Raw genomic sequence first — 21,018 nt, 5'->3', positions numbered from 1 at the left:
GATCCTATAGGATATTTCCTAGATGTTTACCGTGCGTGTGTCAGCGCCGTCAATAGCCCATCGGGTCTCTACGCTTTCTGGTCATGGGGGACGACGCGCTTGCGCTGGTCGCGCGGCTGGCACACGTGATGGTCAGCGGGAGTTTCGAAGGAACCGTCCTCGCCGAGCGGCGGCTCAAGGCCGTCGCCGCCGCCTATGGTCAGCAAGCCGAAGTCGCCGTGCTCCCCGAGTCGGCGACCGTCACCATCGGCGACCGCACGAGAGTCGTCACGGCGATCCCCGGCATTCCCCCGCTGAACCAGGTTTCAGCGATGAAGGGCTGGGTCGGCGGAGTCACCGAAGGACGGCTGAGCCTGGCCCAAGCCGAACGGGAGCTTTACGCGATCGCCAGCATGCCGCTGCCCTATGGCTGGCCGTGGCGGATTCTGGGCGTTGTCCTGTTCAGCGTCGGGTTTGGACTGTCCGTGCAGGCGACCTGGCAGCAGGTGATCTTCACGACGCTGACCGGTCTGTTCGTCGGGGTTCTCGTCGTCGGGACGGACTTTTACCCGCGCCTGCGCTGGCTCGCGCCCCTGATCGCTTCCGCGCTCGTGGCGATGGCCGCGCTTTACGCCAGCGAACAGGGCTGGATCAGCGGTGGTCCGATCGCGCTGATGCTGCCGGCCTTGTTCGTCTTCATTCCCGGTGACTCCATCACGATGGCCATGCTGGAACTGTCGTCTGGGCGCATGACCGCCGGTGCCGCCCGCATGGTGCAAAGCCTTGCCGCGCTTGGTGTCCTGGCCTTTGGCCCGGTCATCGCGCTCGCCGCTCTCGGTGCGCAGGCTGGCTCGCTGTCCGACGTCGCCGCCCCGGCCACGCTCGGGGTGCTCGCGGGCTGGCTCGGGTGGGTCATCTTCACCGCGGGCGTGATGCTGGTCTTTGGCATGAGCCTGCGGGACTTTCCGTGGGCACTGGCGATGGTGCTTGGTACCTATGGGGTTCAGCTGCTGACCGTGCGGGCCACCGGTGACCTTGTCGGCACGTGGCTAGCCGCCGCCATCCTCACTGCCGCGTGCCTCATCGTGGGCAGGCGACGGCACAGCCCACCGGTTTACGTGCTGTTCCTAGCCGCGTTCTTCGTGCTCACTCCAGGCTCGCATGGCCTGCGTGGGCTCGACACCTGGATCGGCGGGCATCCGATCCAGGCCATCGGTGACTTCGGTGACATGTTCGGCCTGCTGGCCGCGATCGCGCTCGGCATCCTCACCGCCGCCACGCTGTTGCCGGCCGGGGCGTTAACCCAGCCGGGCCATCGCCTCACGTAACGATTTGGGCCGCAGGTCGGGCCAGTTCCGCTCCACAAACGACAGACACTCGTCTTTGCCGTCTACGCCGAAGATGATGCGCCAGCCAGCTGGTACGGCGGCGAATGACGGCCAGAGCGAGTGCTGGTCCTCGTCGTTGACGAGCACGAAGAACTGGCCGTCGGCGTCGTCGAAGGGATTGCTCATGATGCGGAGATCTCCTTAATCGTTTCCTGGATGGCTGTCACGATGTCGTGTGCCTCCTCTGGGCGGAACGTTTCGGTGGCGTAACCGAGCACGCACCGCACCGGCCCGGCTGACCGTGGTTCGTAGAAGCTGAGCACAAGTTCCGCCGCGACAGTTCCCGTGTGGACAGGCGCGAGGCGGCCGGCGAAGCCTTCGATCCCGTCGAGCCGTGCTTGCTCGTGCTGGACGATGAGCACTCGTGGGGCTGGTGTCAACGCAACGTCGGCGTGATCGAACGCGGCCAGGTTGCCTTCCCTTATGCGGGCGAGCAGTTCCTTGATGCCGGGGTCACCTGACATGTCAGTCTTGAGGACGAGCCGGTTGGCGAACCCGCCGACAAGGCCGCTGAGCTCCAGGCGCGGCCGCCCGGCGGCCATGGCCGCCACCGGGATCACGTCACCGAACCCGTGCCGCCGCAGCACCTTTCCGAGCACGGCTTGCAGCACCATGAACGAGGTCGCACCGGTGTCGCCGGGCAGGTCGACCGTGAACTCGATCTGCTCGCCGTGGCGCTTGCCCCGCTTGCCGAAGCCTGTGGCAGTCGCCAAAGCCTTGTCCCAGGCCGCTTCTTGCTTGGTGGCGCGCTGGTCTAGTACGCGGGCGAACCAGTCCGTGTAGTCCGGATAGGACACTGGCAAGGGTTCCAGCTCCTGTCCCGCGTAAGCCGCCGTCAGATCTCGCAGGAACGGCACGACTGACCATTCGTCACAACCCAGGTAGCTAACCGTGATGAGCAATGTCCCATCCAGCAGCCGCGCTCGCATCGGCGGCTGCACCGACAGATCGATCCGCTCGCGGGCCAGCTCCTGCGGATCGCCTTCCGCTATCTCAAGCACCGGCCAAGCAGTGTGCGAACGCTGCCACACTTGCCCGTCACGTTCCTCGAACACGGTACGCAGCGGCCAGTGCCGTTTCACGACCTCGCCGATCGCATAAGCCAGCCGATCGGCGTCGAGTTCGTCGGCATGGCTGAGCGTGAACGCGATATCCCACCCGGTGTGAGCGCCCTCCCAGAGGTTGCGTTGCGTTGGTGTCAGCGGGATCTCGCGGTGTTCCAGCCCGCCACTGAGTTCATCGACTGTGCGCCTTCTGGCCGGCGCCATTTCGCCCGGATCGCCTACATGGCTGCTGTCTTCCGCCGTGTCGCGATCGCCCGAGGTTCTCAGCGCCGTGCCGGAAGGCAAGGGAAGCGGTGGGAGCGGCTCGTTGGCGCCGGAGTCGAGGCGTTCCGCTAGCGCGGCGACGGTCGGGGCGTCGAAGATGTCGCGAAGGGACAGTTCGGCTCCCAGCACCGCCTGCACTCGGCCCACGAGCCGCATCGAGGCCATGGAGTGCCCGCCGAGGGTGAAGAAGTTATCCGTCACCCCGACCGGTTGCGGCAGCTCTAGCACCTCTGCGAACAAGGCGGCGAGGATCTGCTCGCGCGGCGTTTGGGGGCGGTCCGTTCCGGTGAGCGTGGACCAATCGGGGGCGGGCAGCGCGCGCCGGTCGAGTTTGCCGTTGGGTGTCAACGGCAGCGTGGCGTCCAGGACGACAAGCAGCGTGGGCACCATGTATTCGGGCAGCTGCGCGGCGAGGTGAGCTTTCAGCGCCACCGTGTCGATTCCGGTGCCCGTGACGTAACCCACGAGCCGCCCACCGTCGGCGACAACGGCCGCCTGGCTGACCGTCGCGTGTGACGTCAGCACGGCTTCGATCTCGCCGGGCTCGATCCGGAACCCGCGAATCTTGACCTGCTGATCCACGCGGCCAAGGAAATCGAGTGTCCCATCGGCACGCCAGCGAGCGCGGTCTCCCGTGCGGTACATGCGTGAGCCCGGTGTGCTGAACGGATCGGCGAGGAACCGCGAGGCGGTCAGTCCAGGGCGGTTCAGGTAGCCGAGGGCGAGCCCCCGCCCGGCGATGTAAAGCTCCCCGGTCACTCCCGGCGGCACGGGCCGCAGCCGTCCATCTAGGACATAGGCGCGGGTGTTCGGGTCCGGGATGCCGATCGGGACGGCCGCTTGCCAGCCCGGTTCCGCCCGCCACAGCGTCGAGTTCACGGTCGCCTCGGTCAGCCCGTAGGCGGCGAACAGCCTCAGTTTGCCCGCCCAGCGGCGGATGATCTCAGGCGACACCGTTTCCGTGCCGACCAGCACGACGGCGTTATCCGGGATCGTGCAGTCAGCCGGAAGTGCCGACACCAGTGACGGCGGCAGAATCATGTGAGTGACCTGCTGCTCGTGCAGAAGATCGGTCAAAGCGTGTCCTGGCACCCGGGCACAATCCGGCGTGACCACCAGCGTCGCCCCTGTGCACATCGCCATCGCGAGTTCGAAGGCGGCGACGTCGAATCCGATCGACGCGAACTGCAGCACCCGCGACGCTGGCGTGAGCTCCATCCGGTCCACGGCGGTCGCGACGAGGCTGCCGATGCCCTCGTGCGAAACCATGACGCCCTTGGGTTTTCCGGTCGACCCGGAGGTGTAGATGACATAGGCCGGGTGATCCAGACCGGGCCGCGATTGCGTGAGCGGCGGACCGTCTAAAGCGGACAGTGCCGTGAAATCGTCGACCACAAGCCGGGCACCCGAGTCAGACACCATGTACGCCACGCGGTCCGCCGGAAGACTCAAGTCCAGCGGAAGCCAAGCGGCACCGAGCTTGAGGATGCCCAGGATGGTGGCGGTCAGTTCGACGGAACGGGGCAGGGCGACGCCGACGATGTCACGGTCGGCGACCCCTTGTGCCGCGAGCGCTCGCGCCGCCCGCGTGGCCAGCGCGTCGAGTTCGGCGTAGGTGACAATGCGGTCCTCGTCGATAATCGCGATGGCGTCTGGCGTTTTGGTGACCTGGGCTTCGAAGGCGACCGGCAAAGACACCTCGTCCACGGCACGGCCGGTCTGGTTGAACCCGTTGAGCACCAACTCCGCTTCGGCAACGCTCATGATGTTCAGCTCGCTCACCGGCCGCGCCGGATCGCTGAGCACCTCACGCAGCACGTGCGAGAGCCGTTGCCCGAGCATGACAGCGGTGCTGTGGTCGAACAGATCAGCAGCGTATTCCAGACGGCAAACCACATCAGCGTCGTCTTCGGTGAAGCTGAACACGAGGTCGAACTTCGCCGACTTGGCTTGCGTGGGCAGCGCCGAGGCCTGAAGGCCGCCTAGGCTGAACTCTTCCGCGGGGCGCAAGTGATGCCCGACCATCACCTGGAACAGTGGATTGCGGGCGGTGCTGCGAGCCGGGTTGACCGCCTCCACCACCGCCTCAAACGGAATGTCCTGATGGGCGAAGGCGGCCAGGTCTGTCTCCCGGATGCGTTGCAGCACCTCGGAAAAGGCCGGGTCACCGGACAGGTCAGCGCGCAGCACGACGGTGTTGACGAAGAACCCGACGAGGTCGCCGAGCGCGTCGTCGCCGCGGCCGGTGACCGGTGCCCCGACCGGGATGTCCGTGCCCGCGCCCAGGCGGTGCAGCAGCACGGCCACAGCGGCGTGCAGGAGCATGAACATGCTGACACCAGACCGCTTCGCCAGGTCCCGCAACTCTTGCGCACGGAAGTCCACGTGCACTTCCCCGCCCACGAAACTGGGCCGGGCAGGGCGGCTGCGGTCGGCAGGCAACTCCAGTTCCTCGGGAACTCCGGCAAGGGTCCGCTTCCAGAACTCCGCCTGCCGCGCGAGCTCTGGGCCGAGTTCCTGCTGCCACAGGGTGTAGTCGGCATAGGACACCGGCAACGGCTCCCACGACGGGGCTGCGCCGCGGCAACGGGCCGTGTACGCGAGTGTCAGGTCGCGCAGGAAGGGGCGGTCCGACCACTCGTCGGTCGCGATGTGGTGCAGCAGCAGGACAACGACGTGTTCGCTGGGACTCACACGCAGGATCGTGGCCCGCAAGGGGAAGTCCGCGTTCAAGTCGAACGGTTCGTTCAGCGCCGCCTCAACCGCTCCTGGCGCGTCATCGAGCACGGTCACTCGCGGCTGAGCGTCCGCGACGACACGCTGGTACGGCACACTGTCATGGACATCGATCAGCGTCCGCAACGGTTCGTGCCGCCGCATCACGTCCGCCAGCGCCAGCGTCATGGCGTCGGCGTCGAGCGGGCCGGTCAGGCGTACGGCGAACGGGAAGTGATAGGCCGTGCCATCGCCCAGTTGCGCGAGCAGCCAGAGCCGTTGCTGGGCAAAGGAAAGCGGGATTCGCTCCGGCCGCTGGCGAGGTGCCAGGGCTGGCCGTGACGGCTTAACCCGGCCGGACAACCGTTGCGCGAGCTCGGCCACGCGCGGGGCTTCGAACAGGTCGCGGATCGTTAGGTCAACGCTCAGGGCGGCCCGGATGCGGCTGACGAGCCGGGTCGCGAGCAGGGAGTGACCGCCGAGATCGAAGAACGATTCTTCCGCACTGGGCACGGCGACGCCCAGGACGTCGGCGAACAGCCCGCACAGCACGTGTTCGGTTTCGGTTCGCGGCGCACGGCCCACGCTCGCGGCCATCGCTGACGGGGCCGGGAGTGCTTTGAGGTCAAGCTTTCCGTTGAGGGTCAGCGGCAGGTCCTCTAGCGGCATCAGGACGGCGGGCACCATGTAGCCCGGGAGGCGCTCCCGCAGGAAGGCACGAACTTCCTGCGGGAGCGCCGTTCCCGTGTAGTAGCCAAGGAGCCGCCGCGCCACGTTCTGCGCCGGGGCGTCGGCGATGACGGCGGCGCGCCCGACGGACGGGTGCTCAGCCAAGACGGCTTCGATTTCGGACAGCTCTACCCGGTACCCGCGGATTTTGATTTGGCTATCGGTCCTTCCGAGGAAGTCGAGGTTGCCATCCGGGCGCTGGCGCACGAGATCGCCAGTGCGGTACATCCGGTCTCCCGGCGCGCCGAACGGATCGGCGACGAACCGTTCGGCGGTCAGGTCCGGCCGGTGCTGGTAGCCACGGGCCAAGCCGATGCCAGCGATGTAGAGCTCGCCCGGGAATCCAGGCGTGACCGGGCGCAGCCACGCGTCAAGCACGTAGGCACGGGTGTTCCAGATCGGCTTGCCCACCACCGGCGTCGCACTGTCTTCTGTGGACGCGCCAAGGGTGTTGATCGTGTACTCCGTTGGCCCGTAAAGGTTGTACCCAAACGTCGAGTCAGCGTCGCGCAACGCGGACCAGACCGCGCCGGAAACCGCTTCACCGCCGAGCAGCACGAGCGGTGGTTTCTGTTCCAGCAGGCCTTCTTCGAACAGCAGCTGGGCATAACTGGGCGTCACGTTGACGACGTCGATCCGGTGAGCGGCGCAATAGGCGGTCAGTGCCTGGGCGTCGCGGCGCAGCTCCTCGTCACAGACGTGGACCTCGTGTCCCTCGACGAGCCACAGCAGCTCCTCCCACGACATGTCGAACGCGAAGGAAACCGTGTGGGCGATGCGCAGGCGACGCCCGCCCGCCATGGCGATAGCCGGGTTGAAGATGGCGTCGCGGTGATTGAGCTGCATGTTGGTCAGACCGCGGTACGGGGTGATGACGCCCTTGGGACGCCCCGTCGAACCTGACGTGTAGATGACGTAGGCCGGGTGGTCGAGCCGGTTCGCTTGCCAGTGCTCGAATCCGGGTGTCTCCCCGGCACGAAGCGGTTCACCGCTCCACGAGCCAGCCGCCATCTCGTCAACGACGCCGGGCGTCAGCGTACACACCGGTGCGGCCTCAGCCAGCATGTGCGCGAGGCGGTCCTGCGGGTGGTCGAGGTCGAGCGGAAGGTACGCGGCACCGGTGCGCAGCACGGCGAACAACGCCACGACCATGTCCGCCGAGCGTGGCAGGGCAAGGGCCACCACCTGTTCCGGGCCCGCGCCTTTGCTGAGCAGGAACCGGGCCATCTGGTTGATGCGGGTGTCCAGCTCGGCATAGGTCAATGTTTCGCAGCCGTTCACGAGGGCCGTCTCACCCGGTGTCCGGAGTGCTTGGGCGGCAAGCAGATCGGCGACGGTGTCGGCTCCCGTGGCGTGAGCAGTGCCGTCGAAAGCGTGTCGCGGCACCGCGTCGATCTGCCCCACCGGGACGGTCAGTTTCGTGAGCAGTTCGCCGATCGTGGCGGCGAACCGTTCCAGCAGTTCGCTCGCTGAGCTTGGCGGCACCACATCGGGCCGGTAGGCGATGCTGACGACCGGCCGCTCGGCCGGTGTCACAACGAGGGTGAGTGGATAGTGCGTGGAGTCGGTGCTTTCCATGACGCTGACCCCGAACTGGCGCTCCAGCACACTGGCATCGTCGCCGCCACCGAAGTTTTGCAAGACATACAACGTGTCGAACAGTTGCGTGTGACCGGCGATACGCTGAATCTCCGCGAGGCCAACGTGTTCGTGCGACATCACCGCTGCCCGGTCTCGCTGCACGCGCCGCAGCAAGTCGAGCACTGCCTCGCCGGGGCGCAGCTCGACGCGTACCGGGATGGTGTTGAGGAACATCCCGATGGTGAACTCCGCGCCGGGCAGATCGGCCGGGCGGCCCGCGACCGGTGTGCCGAAAACGATGTCGCTGCGCCCGGTGATGTTCGACAGCACCAGGGCCCACGCCGCCGAAACGATCGTGTTGACGGTTAGCCCTTGCCGCCGCGTCTCTTCGCGCAAACGGCTGCTCAGCTCGGGGCTCAACTCGGCCCGGACCTGTTGCGGGATAACCGGTTCGAGCTGCTGCCCGGGTGGTCCGACTAGCGCTGGTTCCGCCAGGCCGCGAAGTGCTTCCTGCCAGACGCGAGCCGACTCGTCCGCGTCACGCTGGCCCAGCCATCGCAGATAGTCGCCATAGGACAGTGCCTGCGGCAGTCCTGAGACGTCGCCACCGTTGCGGTATAAGGTAAACAGCTGCTCCAGGAACAGCCCCTCCGACCAGCCGTCCCACAGAATGAGGTGATGCGTGATGACGAGCCGGTCACCGCCGGGAAGCCTGAGCACCTTCATCCGGAACAGGGGCGGCTTCGCGAGATCAAACCGCTCCTCCCGGTCCGCGCGCAGCAACCGGTCGATCTCGGTGTCATCTTCCACTTCAATAATGGGTACTCCGTAGGCCCGCCCCTGCTCGACAAACTGCACCGGCCGGCTGACGCCGTCACCGGTGAACCCAGCGCGCAGACTCGGGTTGCGTTGCAGCAACACCCGCACCGCGTGTTCCAGGCGTGCGACGTCGATCCGTTCCGCGAAAGCGAAACTCGCCTGCGCCGTATAGACATCCACACCACCGGTGTCATAGCTGGAGTGGAAGAAGAGACCTTCCTGCAACGGGCTCAGCGGCCAGATGTCCTCGATGTGCTCACCGAGGCTGTCAATCTCAGGCTGGGTCAGCGTGATCGCTGTCAGGTCCGAGGGTGTGAGCCGGGGCCGGGCTGTTTTCGCCACCGCGGCAAGGGTTTTCAGCTCGACGGCGAACCGGTCCGCTATCGCGAGCACTTCGGGTTCCGTGAGCGAGGGGCCAGACCAGGTGAAGGTGGCGCTTAGCCGTGGACCTTGCGGCGTCTCCTCGGCAACGGCGTCCACTTGCAACAGGTAGGGCAACGTGAGCTGACCGTCGGGCAGCACGTTCACGGCGCCGGATTCTGGTGCGGGCGCCCAGTCGTGCTCTAGCGCGCCCGGCATCCGCCCGAAGTAGTTGAACAGCACCTGGGCCGAAGCCAGACGGCTGAGCATCGGCGCGGTCTGGGCGTTGACATGACGCAGCAGACCGTAGCCAAATCCGTTGTCCGCGGCTTGGCGGACCGCGTCCTTGACGGACCGCAGGGTTTCCAGGGAGCTTTCCGTGGGGGCGGGCAGCCGGACCGGATGCACGGAGGTGAACCAGCCGACGGTCCGCGAAAGGTCCTGTCCCGCGGCGGGAAGGCGGCCGTGCCGCTCGATGTCGATGAGCAGGTCACCTTTGTCCACGGCGCGATGCAGAGCGGTCAGGAGCACATCGGTGACATCGCCATGGACCGCTTGCGGCGCGCTGGTGAGCACGGCCACGGTGTCGGCAATGGACAGCGTGATGCTGTGCCGTTTGGCGTTGCCCACGGTGCCGTGCGTGACGGGGCCTTCGATCAGCTCTCCGCCGGGCTGAAGCGTGTCAGCCCAGTGCGTCAGCTCGTTGAGCCGGGCTGGTGCGGCGGCTTGTTGCATGGCGGTCCGGGTGAAGGAGCGCAACGACGTCGGCACGGGAAGCAGCGGCTGACCGGCCCAGGCGGCTGCCAAGTCCTCGAAGAGAATCCGCCAGGACACGCCGTCGACGGCGAGATGATGCACCGTGAGCAGAAGCCGCCCCGGTTGCCCGGTCGCGCCCTCGAACCACACCGCTTGCACCATCGTGCCGTTGTCGGGATCGAGGCGTGTCGCGGCTGCGGTCGACTCGGCCGTGATGCGGTCGCGATCGATCCCCTGAACACAGCTCAGGAGTGACGCTGCCGCAACGGTTCCGGGTGGCCGTGCTTGCAGTGACCACAGCAGCCCGGCGATGCGGGTCAGTTTCAGCCTCAGCGCGTCGTGGTGGTCGATGACCTTCTGCAGGACTTGAGTCAGCCGTTCAGCCGTGAGCCCCGCTGGTGTGTTGAGCAGCATCGGCAAGGCGAACGTGCCGATCTCCCCGCCGCGCTCCCGCAACCCGTGCACGACGGGCAGCAAGGCGACGTCACCGATGCTGTCTGGGTCGCCCTGGATCTGCTGCGTCACTGTGCCGTTAGCGGCCAGCGCCGCCGGAGTCCTGTGGTCGAACACGTCCTTAGGGCTGACTTCCAGCCCGGCGCTGCGCGCCTTGCTGGAAACGCTAATCGACAAGATGCTGTCCCCGCCCAGCGCGAAGAAGTCATCATCGACGCTCGCGTCCACGCCCAGCACGTCACTGAAAATCTCAGCGAGCAATTGCGCAGCATCACTAGACGCTGCGGCGGTAAGCGCGGGTGCCGCGGGAACAGTGGACGTGAGGGCGGCGCGGTCGAGTTTGCCGTGCGGGGTCAGCGGCAGGGTGTCATGCACGATGATGTCTGCGGGCACGAGCGCTGCGGGGAGTTGTGCGCGCAGGGCGTCTATGACGAAAGCGGTGTCAGCGGTTCCGCACACGTGCGCTATCAGACGTTGAGCGCCCATCTGTCCGGTGTGGACGGTCACGGCCGATGCGGTGACTCCCGCCATGGCGTTGAGCAGTGCTTCGATCTCGCCGGGCTCGATGCGGTTGCCGCGCACTTTCAGCTGAGTGTCGGTGCGGCCGGCGTAGGTGAGCACGCCGTCGGCGGTGGCCACGGCGAGGTCGCCGGTGCGGTACATGCGGCTGCCCGCCGGGCCGAACGGGTCGGCCACGAAACGCTGGGCGGTAAGGGACGGGCGTTCGGCGTACCCCCGGGCGAGTTGAAGACCAGCGACGTAGATCTCGCCAGGCTGACCGGCTGGCACCGGGCGCAGCTGTTCGTCGAGCAGATAAAGCCTCGTGTTCCACACAGGACGCCCGATGGGCACAGCCTGAGACTCGCCGTCATATCGCCAGCTCGTCACCTGAACAGCGGTCTCGGTCGGGCCGTACATGTTGTAGACCGCTTGTCCCGTAAGCGATTGCCAGCTCCGGGCAGCGCCGGCTGACAGTGCCTCTCCCCCGGCGAGCACGTGACGCAGGCTGGCCACGGACGTGGGGTCGCCCGCGGTCTCCAGGTAGCCGGCGAAAGCACCCAGCATCGGCGCGGCGATCACCATCCCGGTAACGCTTTCGCGGCGGATGAGGCCGCTGAGATAGGCCGGGTCTTGGTTGTCATCGGCGATGACGACAGCGGCACCTGACGTTAGCGGCCAGAAGATTTCCACGAGCGAGGGGTCGAAGCTGCCTGAAAGCTGGTGCAGCACCCGGTCTGACGCTTCGATGGGGAACGTGTCGCGCATCCACGCTAGTTGTGCGGCGATGGCACTATGGCTGACGACGACGCCCTTGGGCCGCCCCGTTGAGCCGGAGGTGTAGAGCACGTAGGCCGCGCTTGACGGCGCGATCACTGGACTGTCCTGTGTCGCGGGCGGCAGATCGGCGAGGAACGCGCGGTCGATGGTGATAGCCGCACCGGAGTCCGCGATAAGGTAGGCGATCCGGCCGGCCGGATATGCCGGATCAACGGGAACATAGGCCGCCCCGGCGCGGTGGACGCCGAGCAGCGCGGCGATGAACTCCGGCGACCGGGCAAGCTCAATGACGATAAACGTTTCCGGCCCCGCACCTAGCGAAGTCAGCTTGGCGGCGATGGATCCGGCGAGCGCCAGGAGATCCGCATAGGACAGGATGCGATCACCGGCGATGACGGCCGGAGCTTGCGGTGTCAGCTGAGCTTGAGCGGCAACAAGCTCTGGCAACAGCGAGTCGGTATGGGCACGCGACGGCCCGGCGAACCCGGTCACGGGCTGCCCGGGATCGGCGGCGAAACCCCTGAGCGTGGCCAGCATCGCGTCACCGAGAGCGGAAACCGTCGCCGCATCAAGCCGGTGTGCGTCGAACTTGAGGTGCAGCTCCAGGTGCTCCAGCGGGACCGCCAGCACCGCGAGGGCATAGTGGCCCTCGCCGAAGAACTCCACCCCGGTGACACGCAGCTGCCCACTGGCGCTGGCCAGCTCGGGCTCCCACGGGTAATTCTCGAAGATGAGCATGGTGTCAAACAGGTCGCCCTGCCCAGCCAGCCGTTGCAACTCACCCAGCCCAACATGCTGGTACTCAAGGAGCCCGGCCTGCTGGCGCTGAAGCGCTGTCACGACGTCTAGAGCGGTGGCGTCCGGCGTCCAGGAAACCCGCACCGGCAGGGTGTTCGCGAACAGCCCCACCATGGTTTCGATGCCGGGCACGGGCGCTTCACGGCCGGAAACGGTGGTGCCAAAGACGATGTCGCAGCGGCCGAGGAACTGTCCGAGCACGGTCGCCCAAGCCGCCTGCACGACGGTGCTCATGGTGACGCCGTGGGCACGGGCTCTAGCGGTGATCGCGGCGGTGTCCTCTTCGGACAGCGCGACGATGATCTGCTCCGGTTCAGCGGGCGATTCGGCTAACGCGGCGATGAGGGCCGGGCTGGCGCCGGCGAGAACCTCCGTCCACGCCTGCTTCGCCGCCTCGTGGTCGCGCTGGCCGAGCCACGCCAGATAGTCGCGATGCGGTGTGACCGGTGGGGTGTGGCCTGTCATGATTTCCTTCAGGATCAAGGGAACCGACCATCCGTCGGCGATGATGTGGTGCAGCGTCAGGATGAGCCAGCTGGACTGTCCGCCGCCGCGCACGAGCGCGCCGCGCAGAAGCGGTGCCGTGCTCAGGTCGAAGGCGCGATTGCGTTGCTGGACAGCGAATTCGTGCGGATCCCCGGCGGCGAGTTCGGTCCACTCAACCGGTGCCGTGACGGCGATGTCCTGCACGATCTGGCCGTTGTCGCGCTGGCGGAACGACGCCCGCAGCGGAGCGTGCCGGTCGGCCACCGTTTGGAGCGCGCGGTGTATCGCGGCGCCATCGACCGGGCCGTGTAGCGAAACGATTTGCTGCTGCTGATAACTGTCCGCTGTGGAGGGTTGCAGTGCGGCGTGGAAGAAGAATCCTTCCTGCAGCGGCGTCACAGGCAACACTTCGCTCACGTTCACGGACAGTTCCGCTCTGGCCGTCTCGATGAGACTGTCCAGGTGCCGCAACCAGCGCGAGGCGACCTCCGCTACCTCGTGTTCGGCGATCGCGTCGCCTGGCCAGGAGATCTGGGCGCTAAGGCATCCGTCGTGCACAGCGGCATTGATTTCCAGCGCATGCGTGACGGGAGTCCGCGGATGCTTGCCAGCGCTGAAGTTCTGCTGACCGCCGGGCAGACGGCCAAGATAGTTGAACAGGACGGTGGCTTGCGCCTGGGGCAGACGATCGCGCAGCACGCCATAGCCGAGACCATCGCCTGGCACGCGCCGCATTTGTTCACGGACCTGCTTGACGGCCCGCCAGCCCGACGCCCGGCCGGTGTCCACGAGCACGGGGTGGATGCTGGTGAACCAGCCAACGGTCCGGCTCAGGTCGGCTTTTCCTTGCCGTCCATGGGTTTCGACGTCCACGAGCAGCGGTGCTTCCCACGCCTGGGCTAGCGCGGCGAGCAGGATCTCCGGAATGTTAGCCCCGGCCGAGGTGGGCAGCGTTTGCAGCAGGAAGGCCGAGCTGTCCTCGGGCAGCGAGACCGTGAGCGAACGAACCGTGCTAACGGTCGCGGCGAACGAACCGAGGGTCCGGTGTGGACGGTTGAGCATCTGCTCCCAGAACGGGATTTCCCCCCAAGCGGGGTCTAAAGTGCGCGAGGCGGCCCACTGGCGGAACGACATGGGCACGGGCGGCAGCGGCTGTCCGTCCAGGGCAGCGGCGAAGTCGCTGAGCAGGATGTGCCAGGACACGGCGTCCACGGCGAAGTGATGCACCACGAGACGGACCGCTTCGAGCCGTGGGCTGTAAACAGCACTGAGCATCAGGCCACTGGCCGGGTCAGGATCGGCGGCCTGAAGCTCATCGCTGATAGCGATGTCAACCGGCGTAGCGTCCGCCAGCACGGTGAGAGTGTCGTGAACGAACCGCGACCGCAGCATATCGTGGTGCTCGGCGAGCCGCTGGAGCGCTCCGGCGATCCGGTCCCGGGACACGCCAGGCACCGCGACGGTCAGGCTCTGGGTGAAACCTTCGCTGACGCCACCGCGTTCGATGAACGTTCGCATGACCGGGGTCAGGTCGACCGGACCGGGATCGCTTTGGTGCACGGCTTTGCCTGGTGCCGTCGCGACTTCGGCCAGGCCGGCCACGGTCGCGCGGTCAAACACGTCCCGCACGCTGAACGTCAGGCCGGCTTGGCGAGCACGGTTCACCAGTGCGACGGCGCTGATGCTGTCACCGCCGAGGCTGAAGAAGCTGTCGTGCACACCAACGGCTGGCAACTTCAGCAGGTCAGCCATGATGCCCGTGAGCTGTCGCTCCACTTCGGACGCTGGCACCGAGCCTGACGTGAGACCCGCCCAGTCGGGCGCGGGCAGCGCCGCCCGGTCGAGCTTTCCGTTGGCGGTCAGGGGAAGCGGGCCATCAAGCGGCACAACGATCGCTGGCACCATGTAGGCCGGGAGCGCTTCAGCGACGTACTCGCGCAGATCTGACGGCACGTCCACGCCGGGAACCGTTGCTACGTAGGCGACGAGGCGCTTTCCGGCGTCGAGCACCACCGCCGCCTGGGCGATGCTGGCGTGTGCCATCAGGACGCTCTCGATTTCGGCGGGCTCTACCCGGTACCCGCGGATTTTGATCTGCTGATCGCTGCGCCCGAGGAAATCGAGGTTGCCGTCGTGGCGCCAGCGGGTTTTGTCGCCCGTGCGGTACATGCGGCTGCCGGGTGGGCCGAACGGGTCGGGCAGAAACCGTTCAGCGGTCAGGCCCGCGCGGCCGTGATAGCCGAGGGCCAGGCCACGGCCGCCGACGTAGAGTTCGCCGGTAATGCCTGGCGCTACCGGCCGCAGGGCCGTGTCGAGCACGTAGCAAGTGGTGTTGGGGTCGGGAACGCCGATGGGCACCGGGCCGGCCCAGTCCTGCGCTGCCGCCCAGAAGGTCGAGTTGACGGTCGCTTCGGTCAGTCCGTAGGCCACGACGACTCGCAGCCGCTTGCCCCAGCGCGCGATCAGTTCGTAGGGCACGGTTTCGGTCCCGACGACGAGCACGGCACCTTCGGGAAGCTCGGCGTGTTCCGGCAGTGCGCTCACGAGCGATGGGGGCAAAATCATGTGTGTCACGCCGTGACCGGTGAGATAGGACGTCAGCGTCTCGTCGGCGACCCGCCGGTGGCTGGGCACGATGACGAGGGCCGCGCCGGTGCACAACGCCATGCAGGTGTCAAAAACCGCGACGTCAAAACCGATCGAGGCGAACTGCGCGACCCGGCTCGCGCCCGAGACCCCGAGCCGGTTGACCGCCGTGAGCACGAGGCTCATGATGCCGTCGTGGCTGAGCACCGCGCCCTTGGGTTTGCCGGTCGATCCCGAGGTGTAGATGACATAGGCGGGAAGATCGAGGGTCAGCGGCGGGCGCACCGGATCGCCGCTGTCCCAAGTGGACGTGGCGATAGCTTCGCGCACCACGGTTTTGGCCCCGCTGTCTTCGAGCATGAACGCGATGCGGTCAGCTGGGAGTTCCAGATCCAGCGGCAGGTACGCGGCACCGGTCTTCAGCACACCGAGCATGGCGATCGTCATCTCCGCCGTGCGCGGCACCGCGATGCCGATGACCTCGCCGGGACCGGCCCCTTCGGCGATGAGCTGGTGCGCCAGCCGGTTGGCAGCGGCGTTTAGCTCCGCATAGGACAGCTGCTCGTCCTCACACACCACGGCGACCGCGTCAGGCGTACGGCGCACTTGCGCTTCGAACGCCTCCGGCCACGAAAGCCCGGCTACCGGCTGCGCATCGGCGGCAAAGCTAAGCACTCGCGAGGTGTCGTGCAAGTCAAAGCTGGCGATCGGCGCATCGGGATCGCTCGCCATGGCACGCAACAGCGTCACATAGCGTTCCGCGTGGCACCGCAGCTCTTCAGCCGTGATCTGGGCGGCGTCGGCGTCGAAGTCGGCCCGCAGCACACCAGATTCCGGGTCGTCTTGCACCACTAGCGACAGGTCGGCGACCGGCCCGTGCGACAAAACCTCGACCGGGCCAGGGCACTCGCCGACCGGCACCCGCTGACCGAACGGCATGATGTTCACCGCTGGCCCCGTGATCGCGGCGAGTCCACCTTGGAGTTTGAGGTCGCGCACGGTGAAGTGGCGGCCGTGGACTGCCAGTTCACGGTAGCTTCGGGCGACCTGTCCCAGAAGATCGGCGGCCGTGTGCTCCGGACGGACCGTCAAGCGCAGCGGCACGACGTTTGCCAGCATGCCCGGAACCGTTCGCTGGTACCGGGTTCGGGCGGTGACAGGCAGTGCCAGAGCCAGATCGGCCGCACCGGTGATCCGGTGGGTGTAGGCCGCCGCGGCCGCGAGCGCCAGCCGGTGCCGCTGCGGATGGTCCAGGTCGTGCAGGCGCACGGTGTGGCGGATCGTTTCCCGCGCGGGCGACGGGCCGCGCGCGATGACGGTCGCGGGTGCGGGGAGGGTAGCGAACTTCTCCTGCCAGAACTGTTTGCTGGCAGGCGTTTGCGGCTCTGTTTTCGTTAGCCGCTCCAGCGACCAGTCCACCGCCGGCACAGTCTCACCAGCGTAGTGTCGCGCGACCCGCTGGCTGAACAACACGATGCCGTAGCCGTCGATGACGAGATGGTGGAAACGCTGATACCACAGCACTCTTTGCGGCCCGACGCGCAGCAGTGCTTGGACGAACATAGGACCGGTGCCGAATCGTCGTGTGCGCTCCTGTGCCATCCAGCGGTCCGCCGCGGCCAGTGCGTCGTCGTCCCCCGACAAGTCCACCACCGGCAACGGCCAGTCCTCGAACGGTTCCGCGAACTGGCGGGGCTCATCGCCGTGCATGACGAACCGCGCGTGCAGGCACCCCGTCTCGTCAACGGTCCGCCGGATCGCCGCCGTCAGCCGAGACGCGTCCAGCTTTCCGTCCAGGTCTATGTAGAAGACGAGATCGAAGGCGGTCGTGCCCGGCTCCATCTGCATGGCCAGCCAGACTTCGGCCTGCGCGCTGGTTAGCGGCAGCATGAGGGAACTCTCCTTACCAGGGAACGTTTTCGGCGCTTAGCGCGACGGCACGAGCGAGCGGATGGACTGCAGGATCTCACCCGCGCGCACCGCTGTGTTGGAAAGCAGCGAGGAGGTGATGCCGTGCGTGTGCTCGGTTCCCCCTTGCAAGTAGATGCCGGGCGCCATGTCTGTGCGCGGCTGAAGCCGGTAGTCGCGGCCAACTTTGAGCCGCCCGTTCTCGTCGCGGCGCAACTGCCCGGCAACGGTCCCTAACACCGGGCCCGGGTCGGCGGGACGGTAGCCGGTCGCGCAGACCAGCACATCGGCGTCCAGGTAACGCTTTTCGCCGGTCAGGAGCGACTCGACAGTCGCCCGCACGCCACCTTCCTGCTCCTCGGCTTCGATGAGCCGGGACATGTTGTGCAGGTGCAGCCGTTGCACGCCGAGCACTTTTTCTTGGTACGACAGGCGATAGAGCTCGTTGATGAGATCCATGTCGACGACCGAGTAGTTCGTGTTGCGGTGGTAGGCCGTCATCAGTTCTTTGATTTCCTGTGGCGCGTGGAAGAAGTCGTCCACGGCCGCCGGGTCGAAGATCCGGTTAGCGAACGGGCTGTCGTCGGCCGGGCTGTAGCCGTACCGGCCGAAGACCGCGGCGATATCGGCCTGCCGGAACCGGTCATGCAGGAACGAGGTGACTTCCGCCGCGCTTTGCCCGGACCCCGCGACCACAAATCCAGCCGGTACTCCCGAAAGCGTGTCCACTTTGGAGAGCAACTCGCCGCTGTGCCAGATCCGGGCCGATCCGGTGATCCCGTCGGGGAAGCACGGCTGCAGCCCGGTGGCGAAGACGAGGTTGCGCGCCTTAATGACCTCAGCGGTCCGCGGCCCCTGAACGATCACCTCAAAGTGATCACCGGTCAGGAAGACGTCTACGGCCTCGTGGCTATACCGCACCAGGTGCCGCACCTGCGCCGCCGCCCATTCGAGGTAGTCGTGAAACTCGATGCGCAATGGGAAAAGGCTCTTGTGGTTGATGAAATCGAGCAGCCGGCCTTGTTCGTGCAGATAGGACAGAAAGCTGAAGGGGCTAACGGGATTGCGCAAAGTCACCAGGTCTTTGAGAAACGAGACCTGCATCGTCGCGTTCTCCAGCAGCATGCCGCGATGCCAGCCAAATTGTTCTTGGCGCTCAAGGAAAACCGCGCTGACCGGGTTATCGGACGTCTCCAGCTCGCTGACGGCGATGGCGAGGGCCAGATTCGAGGGGCCGAAACCAATTCCGGCGAGATCAAAAATCTGGTCCGTCACTGGGTTTCTCCCCACATCCACACACGTCGGTTTAGGTTAGGCTTGCTTAACTTAGGGTTGCCTTGCTTAACTAGTCAAGCCCAGCCGTCCACTTCGAAGGAGAAATTCATGCGCGTCGTCCTAATGGGCTATCAGACCTGGGGTCATAGAACACTTCAGGCTCTGCTGGAGTCGGCGCACGAGGTCGTTCTCGTCGTCACCCATCCCAAGAGTGATCACGCATATGAGAAAATCTGGGACGACTCGGTCGCCGATCTCGCAGCTCAGCATGGTGTTCCAGTGGTCATCAAGAACCGGCCCGACGATGAGCTCACTTCACACGTCGTTGCCGCCAAAGCCGATGTGATCGTGGCAACAAACTGGCGCACCTGGATCCCACCGGAGATCTTCACGGCCGCCCGGCTGGGCACGCTCAATGTGCACGACTCGCTGCTGCCCGCCTACGCCGGATTCGCCCCGCTGCTCTGGGCACTCATCAACGGCGAGAAGGAAGTCGGCGTCACCGCGCACATGATGGATGGCGACCTCGACGCCGGTGACATCGTCTTGCAGTGGGCCGTCCCGGTCGAGGACACGGACACCACCACCGACCTGTTCCATAAGACCGTCAAGATGTTCGGGCCGATCACGATCGAAGGGCTGGCCCAGATCCAGTCCGGCCGCACCGACTGGGCCAAGCAGGACCGGGCGAAGGCGAGCTTCTTCCACAAGCGGTCGGTCGAAGACAGCCGCATCGACTGGACGTGGCCGGCCGAGGAGATCGAACGCCTGGTGCGGGCACAGTCAGACCCCTACCCCAACGCGTTCACCATCCACAATGGACAGAAGCTGCGCGTGACCAAAGCTCGCGTTTCTGACCGCCGCTACGGCGGCACTCCGGGGCGCGTCTTCATCAGGGAACGCGATGGCGTTGTCATCGTCGCCGGAGCCGACGCCCGCCGCGGCCACAACCACGGCCTGGCCATCACCGAGGTCCGCACCGAGGACGGCACTCGCCTGCCCGCCCTCGAATACTTCGCGTCTATGGGCGGCTACCTCGGCTAACCGCCTAGGCGCACCGGCGTAAGCGCTCCCGCAGTGCCGGGAAGCAGTTTGGCGATCAGCTGCCAGAAAGCCGGCAGCTGAGTGGCCGCGCACATGACCTGTTCATCGGTTTGCTGAAGCAGGGCCAAGTGCCGGCACGCGTGTGCGGCCACCGCGTCAAGCTCGACATGCTCCGGACTTGGTGCAAGAGGATGACCCGCGCAGGCCATCGCATCGACCTGAACCGGGGTCGCTCCCCGCTCAGGGTGCAGGTCTGGAACCGCCGCATAGGTGAGGACGATGCCGCCACTGACAGGCCGCCACGAGGTCGAGTGCAGCAGCCCGCCGGACGTGCACGTGGTTAGCCCGGCCAGTTGCCGCGCGGCATCGTCGGGGTGCACGAAGGCCGGCAGGATTTCCCGGACAGCACGGTAGTTCAGACAGCCGTCCCGCTCGGAGAGCAGCAACACCTCGATCTCGATACTGGGCCCCACGCAGGAAGTGTTCCCTTATTGCCAGCATTTTGCAACAAGGCGCGTCAGCCTGTCACCGGGCTGACGGTCAGCGTCGAGGACGCGACGTCCAGGGTGGACATGCTGCCGTGCGGGACGGCGTAGTGCTGATCGCCGTGCCCGATCGGCAGACCCCCGAGGATCGGCACGCCCAGGTGCCCGAGGCGATCCAAGATGATGTCGGCCGCTTCGGGACAGTTCGTGAACTGCCCGACGGCGAATCCCGCGACGCCTTCGAAGGCGCCTGCCCGGCACAGGTGGTTGAGCATCCGGTCCACTTTGTAGTGCGGCTCGTCCACTTCCTCAAGCAACACAACGGTTCCGGCGAGACTAGGCATGTCCTGCGTCCCCGTCGAGGCGGCGATAAGCGATAGGTTGCCACCGAGGAGCGGTCCCGAGGCGGTGCCTTCCGTCCTAGCCGGAGCGGAGGCTTCGGCCGGGTCAACTGTCAGCACAACGGGCTCGCCCGACATCACGGCATGCTTGGCCGCGCGAGCCGTCAGGGAGTCCGCGCCCTTATCAAACTGCGCCGCGACCGGACCGTGCACGCTCACCAGGCGGAGCCGTTGCCACAGGGCGAAATGCAAAGCCGTGATGTCGGAGAACCCGATGACGAGCTTGGGATCGGCTTTGAGCGTGGCGAAATCCACGTCATCCACGATGCGCTGCATGCCATAGCCACCGCGCAGGCACCAAATCGCCCGAATGCTGGCGTCCCTGATGGCGGTGTTGAGGTCGGCGAGCCTCGCCTCATCAAGCCCCGAGAAGTAGCGGTGATTGCCGCGCGCGTTCGGGAAAACGTGCGGCCGCAGCCCCCAGCCGCTCAGCACACTGACCGCCGCCTCAATGCGGTCGTGAGGCACGGGACCCGACGGTGAGATCAGGGCGACGTTGTCGCCTTCTTTGAGCAGGGCCGGGCGCAGCACATCTTGAGTCACGCGCCGAACGCTACCTGCTCATCCGAGCCTGGCGCCCCACACCTTCGCCCTTGGCCGAACTCCGCTGGAGTTATGCGCCGAGGCTCCGCGTTAAGCGATCACTAGC

Annotated in this window: 7 protein-coding genes; 2 read left to right on the top strand and 5 right to left on the bottom strand. The window is 66.4% G+C overall.

Annotation, left to right across the window (positions count from 1 at the left end; all coding sequences use genetic code 11):
* Positions 1–83 precede the first annotated feature (83 nt).
* A complete protein-coding gene (locus A3E1_RS0105045) occupies positions 84–1,307 on the top strand; it encodes a threonine/serine exporter family protein (protein WP_020519653.1) in 1,224 nt (407 codons plus the stop codon).
* Here A3E1_RS0105045 and A3E1_RS0105040 read toward each other — a convergent pair.
* The 3 genes from A3E1_RS0105040 to A3E1_RS0105030 are packed head-to-tail and all read right to left on the bottom strand — an operon-like array spanning position 1,278 to position 18,439.
* Positions 1,278–1,496: an MbtH family protein gene (locus A3E1_RS0105040; RefSeq protein WP_026208099.1), complete on the bottom strand. Its 219-nt coding sequence runs from the start codon at positions 1,494–1,496 to the stop codon at positions 1,278–1,280. The genes A3E1_RS0105045 and A3E1_RS0105040 overlap by 30 nt on opposite strands.
* Positions 1,490–17,146, bottom strand: a complete 15,657-nt coding sequence (locus A3E1_RS38980) for a non-ribosomal peptide synthetase (RefSeq protein WP_020519651.1) — start codon at positions 17,144–17,146, stop codon at positions 1,490–1,492. Before A3E1_RS38980 ends, A3E1_RS0105040 begins: the two co-directional genes overlap by 7 nt.
* Before the next feature lie 36 nt (positions 17,147–17,182).
* Complete coding sequence (locus tag A3E1_RS0105030) at positions 17,183–18,439, bottom strand: lysine N(6)-hydroxylase/L-ornithine N(5)-oxygenase family protein (protein ID WP_020519650.1); 1,257 nt, start codon at positions 18,437–18,439, stop codon at positions 17,183–17,185.
* A gap of 108 nt (positions 18,440–18,547) precedes the next feature.
* Here A3E1_RS0105030 and A3E1_RS0105025 point away from each other — a divergent pair, with 108 nt between their 5' ends.
* Positions 18,548–19,483, top strand: coding sequence for a methionyl-tRNA formyltransferase (locus A3E1_RS0105025; protein ID WP_020519649.1), 936 nt, complete (start codon positions 18,548–18,550; stop codon positions 19,481–19,483).
* Here the strand turns inward: A3E1_RS0105025 and A3E1_RS0105020 are convergent.
* Together A3E1_RS0105020 and A3E1_RS0105015 are read right to left on the bottom strand one after the other, a co-directional pair.
* Positions 19,480–19,956 carry a hypothetical protein gene (locus A3E1_RS0105020; protein WP_020519648.1) on the bottom strand — a complete coding sequence of 159 codons (477 nt, stop codon included), beginning with the start codon at positions 19,954–19,956 and terminating at the stop codon, positions 19,480–19,482. The two genes, A3E1_RS0105025 and A3E1_RS0105020, sit on opposite strands and share 4 nt — an antisense overlap.
* A gap of 44 nt (positions 19,957–20,000) precedes the next feature.
* Positions 20,001–20,912, bottom strand: coding sequence for a S66 peptidase family protein (locus tag A3E1_RS0105015; RefSeq protein ID WP_020519647.1), 912 nt, complete (start codon positions 20,910–20,912; stop codon positions 20,001–20,003).
* Positions 20,913–21,018 lie beyond the last annotated feature (106 nt).

Origin of the sequence: Catelliglobosispora koreensis DSM 44566 (assembly GCF_000379685.1) — a bacterium.
GTDB lineage: Bacteria > Actinomycetota > Actinomycetes > Mycobacteriales > Micromonosporaceae > Catelliglobosispora > Catelliglobosispora koreensis.
The sequence above is the reverse complement of the archived record's forward strand: the minus strand, read 5'-3'. Positions and strand labels throughout refer to the sequence as shown.

Excerpts from the sequence above, each read along its gene's own strand:
- A3E1_RS0105045 (WP_020519653.1), top strand. The coding sequence starts at position 84 with ATGGGGGACGACGCGCTTGCGCTGGTCGCGCGGCTGGCACACGTGATG.
- A3E1_RS38980 (WP_020519651.1), bottom strand. The coding sequence starts at position 17,146 with ATGCTGCCGCTAACCAGCGCGCAGGCCGAAGTCTGGCTGGCCATGCAG.
- A3E1_RS0105025 (WP_020519649.1), top strand. The coding sequence starts at position 18,548 with ATGCGCGTCGTCCTAATGGGCTATCAGACCTGGGGTCATAGAACACTT.